Consider the following 3,656-nt stretch of genomic DNA (forward strand, 5'->3'; position numbering starts at 1 on the left):
GGACGATGGTGACGGCGACGATGACAGCGGGGACGACAGCGGCGGCGCAGGTGCGAAACTGAACCCTTGAAGGCTGGAGTTTAGAGCCCCAGCGCGCTTGCGATCTTCGGCGCGGCTTCGTGCCAGTCCTGGACGACGACCACATCGTCCGTCACCGGAGGCAGGAATGCGCGCAGCGAATTGTCGGCCATCAGGTGGAACAGTTCGGCGTCGGCGACCGATTCCCGCACCGACGCCAGATTGTGCGGCTGATCGTCGACGAAGACCACCGGTCGGCCGGCCTTGCCGCGAAGCTTGGCCACTGCCGGTCCTTTGGCCATTTCAGTGGTCAGAAGCGGGTAGCTCAGTCCAAGCGCGTCGAGATGGACACGACGCACGGCACGGTGTTTGTGTGGCATGGCGTCAGCAAGATGATTTCCGCGCGGTCGCCAAGCCCTGCCAGGGCCTCTGCCGCGCCGTCCGTAATGTTTTGCCAATCGGCTTGCGTGTCAAAGAAATCGCCCAGCAGTGCCGTGACTTCGGGCTGTTCGATCAGGCGGCCGCTGGCCGTCTCTGCGATGTTGCCGGTCAGCCGGAACGAGGCCAGCGTCAGGCCATAGCCACGCGTCTTGAGGAAATTCGGAAACGGGCGGATGAATTCGAGCACGACATCGTCGACATCGAGCACCAGCAACGGCCGGTTGTCGGCTGCCAGTTCTTCGATCTGGCGCGCTGTTTCTGGATCATCGCTCATATGGAATGCTCGTGGTTGTCATCGCCCAGCGGCAGCGACCGCAGGGCCTTGCCGACAGCAGCCGGCGGGGTGCCGGTTTCCTCGGCAAAGCGCATCAGCGTCGGCTCGTGGGCGAGGATGAATTGCAGGACACCAGCCAGGAAACCTGGCTCACTGGCGGCTTTGCGGATCGAATGGACCTCTATGCCGGTGATAGCCAGAAAGCGCGGCAAAAGCTCCGGATCGGAGGCGACAAAGCCCAGGGCCTTCACGGCAATCGATTCCGCTTCTTCGCGCATTGACGCTGCGTTTGCCATCACTACCTTCGGTGTGTGGATGAGTCTCTCCCGCAGTAATGGCAAGAGTTGCTTGCGGCAAGCCATTAGAGCGTGGCGCGCCCTTTGGACGCGCAGGCGACGAGGTAGAATTCGCGCTGTTTTCCAGCCGCGGATTTCCGTTTCGTCAATCATATTGCCGTAAAGTGAAGCAGGGTTTGGTGCGTTCAGACATGGGCGCATGACGGTCGCCTTCGAAGCGGAAGGGCGGCCGGGACGGGATATCGATGCCGAAGAAGGTTATGATCGTCGAGGACAATGAGCTCAACATGAAGCTCTTTCGGGACCTCATCGAGGCAAGCGGTTACGAGACCGTGCGCACCCGCAACGGTCTGGAAGCGCTCGATCTGGCACGCCAGCACCGGCCGGATCTCATCTTGATGGATATCCAGTTGCCTGAGGTGTCGGGGCTTGAAGTGACCAAATGGCTGAAGGAGGACGACGAACTGCACGTCATCCCCGTCATTGCCGTGACCGCCTTCGCCATGAAAGGCGACGAGGAACGTATTCGCCAGGGTGGCTGCGAGGCTTATATTTCGAAGCCGATCTCGGTGCCGCGTTTCATCGAAACCATCAAATCCTATCTGGGCGATGCGTGATGTGCCCCTTCAGCCGAGTCGGAGCGTTATGAAATGACTGCGCGGATCCTCGTCGTCGACGATATCCCTGCCAATGTGCGGCTGCTGGAAGTGCGGCTGCTGGCCGAATATTTCGAAGTGTTGACCGCCACCAACGGGCCGGATGCGATCGAGACCTGCGAGAACGGCAAGGTCGATGTCGTGCTGCTCGATGTGATGATGCCTGATATGGACGGCTTCGAGGTCTGTCGGCGGCTGAAGAGCGATCCGGCGACATCGCACATTCCGGTGGTGATGATCACCGCGCTGGACCAGGTTTCCGACCGCGTCCGCGGGCTTGAGGCTGGCGCCGACGACTTCCTGACCAAGCCGGTCAACGACCTGCAGCTGATGACGCGCGTCAAGAGCCTGGTTCGGCTGAAGTCGCTGACCGACGAGTTGCGGCTGCGCGCCTCGACGACGCGCAACATCGGCATCGAGGAGTTGCTCAGCCGCAATTTCGCATCCGAGGACACGACGCCGAAAGTGCTTTTGATCGACGAGCGCAAAACATCCGTCGAGCGCATCCAGAAGATGCTGCGTGATCGGGCCGACCTCGACGTCACACATGATCCGCATGCCGGTTTCTTCCAGGCCGCCGAGACATCCTATGAATGCGTGATGATCTCGACCGCGTTCGCCGATTTCGATCCGCTGAGGCTCTGTTCGCAGTTGCGCTCGCTCGATCGCACCCGCTTCGTGCCGATTATCCTGCTGGCGGAGGAGGGCGAGGAGGAACGCATCATTCGCGGCCTGGAACTCGGCATCAACGACTATCTCATGCGGCCGATCGACCAGCAGGAACTGACGGCACGGCTGCGCACGCAGGTGCGCCGTAAGCGCTACAACGACCAGCTACGGGCCAGCGTCACCCAGACAATCGAAATGGCGGTGACCGACGGTCTGACCGGGCTGCACAATCGCCGCTATCTGGACAGCCATCTGCAGACGCTGTTCGATCGCGCCGTGGCACGGCGCCGGCCGCTGTCGGTGATGATCACCGACCTCGATCGCTTCAAGGCGATCAACGACGCGCACGGTCATGATGGCGGCGACGAGGTGCTGCGGGAATTCGCACGGCGGCTGCGCAAGAATGTCAGGGGTATCGACCTTGCCTGCCGCTTTGGCGGCGAGGAATTCGTCGTGGTGATGCCGGATACCGAGGGCGCGGTGGCCGAGAAGGTGGCCGAGCGCATTCGCGCCGAAATCGCCCAGGCGGCTTTCGCCATCGGCCAGGACGGCAAGGCGATCGAAGTCACGGTCAGCGTCGGCGTGTCGTCGGTGCTGAAGGGCGTGGACACGGTGGCGGCGCTCATGAAGCGTGCCGATCTCGCGCTCTACGAAGCCAAAAGCGGCGGCCGCAATCGGGTCGTCGCCAAGGCGGCGTAGTGATCCAGCCCCGATTATCCAGTCAACCCGACAGGGTTACCCGTTTACCTTAATCCAAGCGATTCGCGAGCCTTGGTTAAGAAACTGTTGATTTTCATAAGCTCTTGCGCGACTGTGCAGGCCAAGACGAAGCCGGCACGAGGATAGACCGCCGGCTCCGGTCCCTGGGAATACCCCATGATGCTCAGGTCCGCCGCATCTCCTGGGTCCGTGGGGTCGGCCGGCCGGCGCTGGCACATAGTGGCCTCCTCGTACCGCTGCCAAACGCCGACCGGCCCCCTTCTTTCCAATGAACATCAGAGCTCCGTGCCAAAGCACGGAAGACTCTGGGTTTTTGCGCCTGAAAATCTGGATATCGTTAGGGGAAATTGCCCCGAGCGCTTGTTCCGCGGCAACCCACAGGGGGAACAATACCGTTCCCTTCCATTTCGTACATATGGCGCACAAGGGGCTTGCGGCAAGACCCGGCTCCTCCCGTAAAACCGACCCGAACCAAGGTGCGGAAAACGGGAGTGACGACAATGGTTTCAGATCATGCGGTGGTGATCGCCGGGGGTGGTCCGACGGGATTGATGCTGGCGGGGGAACTGGCGCTAGCAGGCG

General features: G+C 61.5%; 3 protein-coding genes and 1 pseudogene. 2 read left to right on the plus strand and 2 right to left on the minus strand.

From position 1 onward, the window contains the following. Positions 1–80: 80 nt before the first annotated feature. Positions 81–733, minus strand: a pseudogene (locus EN925_RS27840) (hypothetical protein). After that, positions 730–1,029, minus strand: a complete 300-nt coding sequence (locus EN925_RS27845; RefSeq protein ID WP_024503583.1) for a DUF3572 domain-containing protein — start codon at positions 1,027–1,029, stop codon at positions 730–732. Before EN925_RS27845 ends, EN925_RS27840 begins: the two are co-directional and overlap by 4 nt. A 245-nt stretch (positions 1,030–1,274) precedes the next feature. Here EN925_RS27845 and EN925_RS27850 point away from each other — a divergent pair, with 245 nt between their 5' ends. Continuing rightward, complete coding sequence (locus EN925_RS27850) at positions 1,275–1,646, plus strand: response regulator (protein ID WP_013531932.1); 372 nt, start codon at positions 1,275–1,277, stop codon at positions 1,644–1,646. A gap of 33 nt (positions 1,647–1,679) precedes the next feature. After that, a complete protein-coding gene (locus EN925_RS27855; RefSeq protein ID WP_024503582.1) occupies positions 1,680–3,053 on the plus strand; it encodes a PleD family two-component system response regulator in 1,374 nt (457 codons plus the stop codon). The last annotated feature ends 603 nt before the right edge of the window (positions 3,054–3,656 follow it).

This window comes from Mesorhizobium sp. M7A.F.Ca.US.006.04.2.1 (genome assembly GCF_004022915.1).
Lineage (GTDB): Bacteria > Pseudomonadota > Alphaproteobacteria > Rhizobiales > Rhizobiaceae > Mesorhizobium > Mesorhizobium ciceri.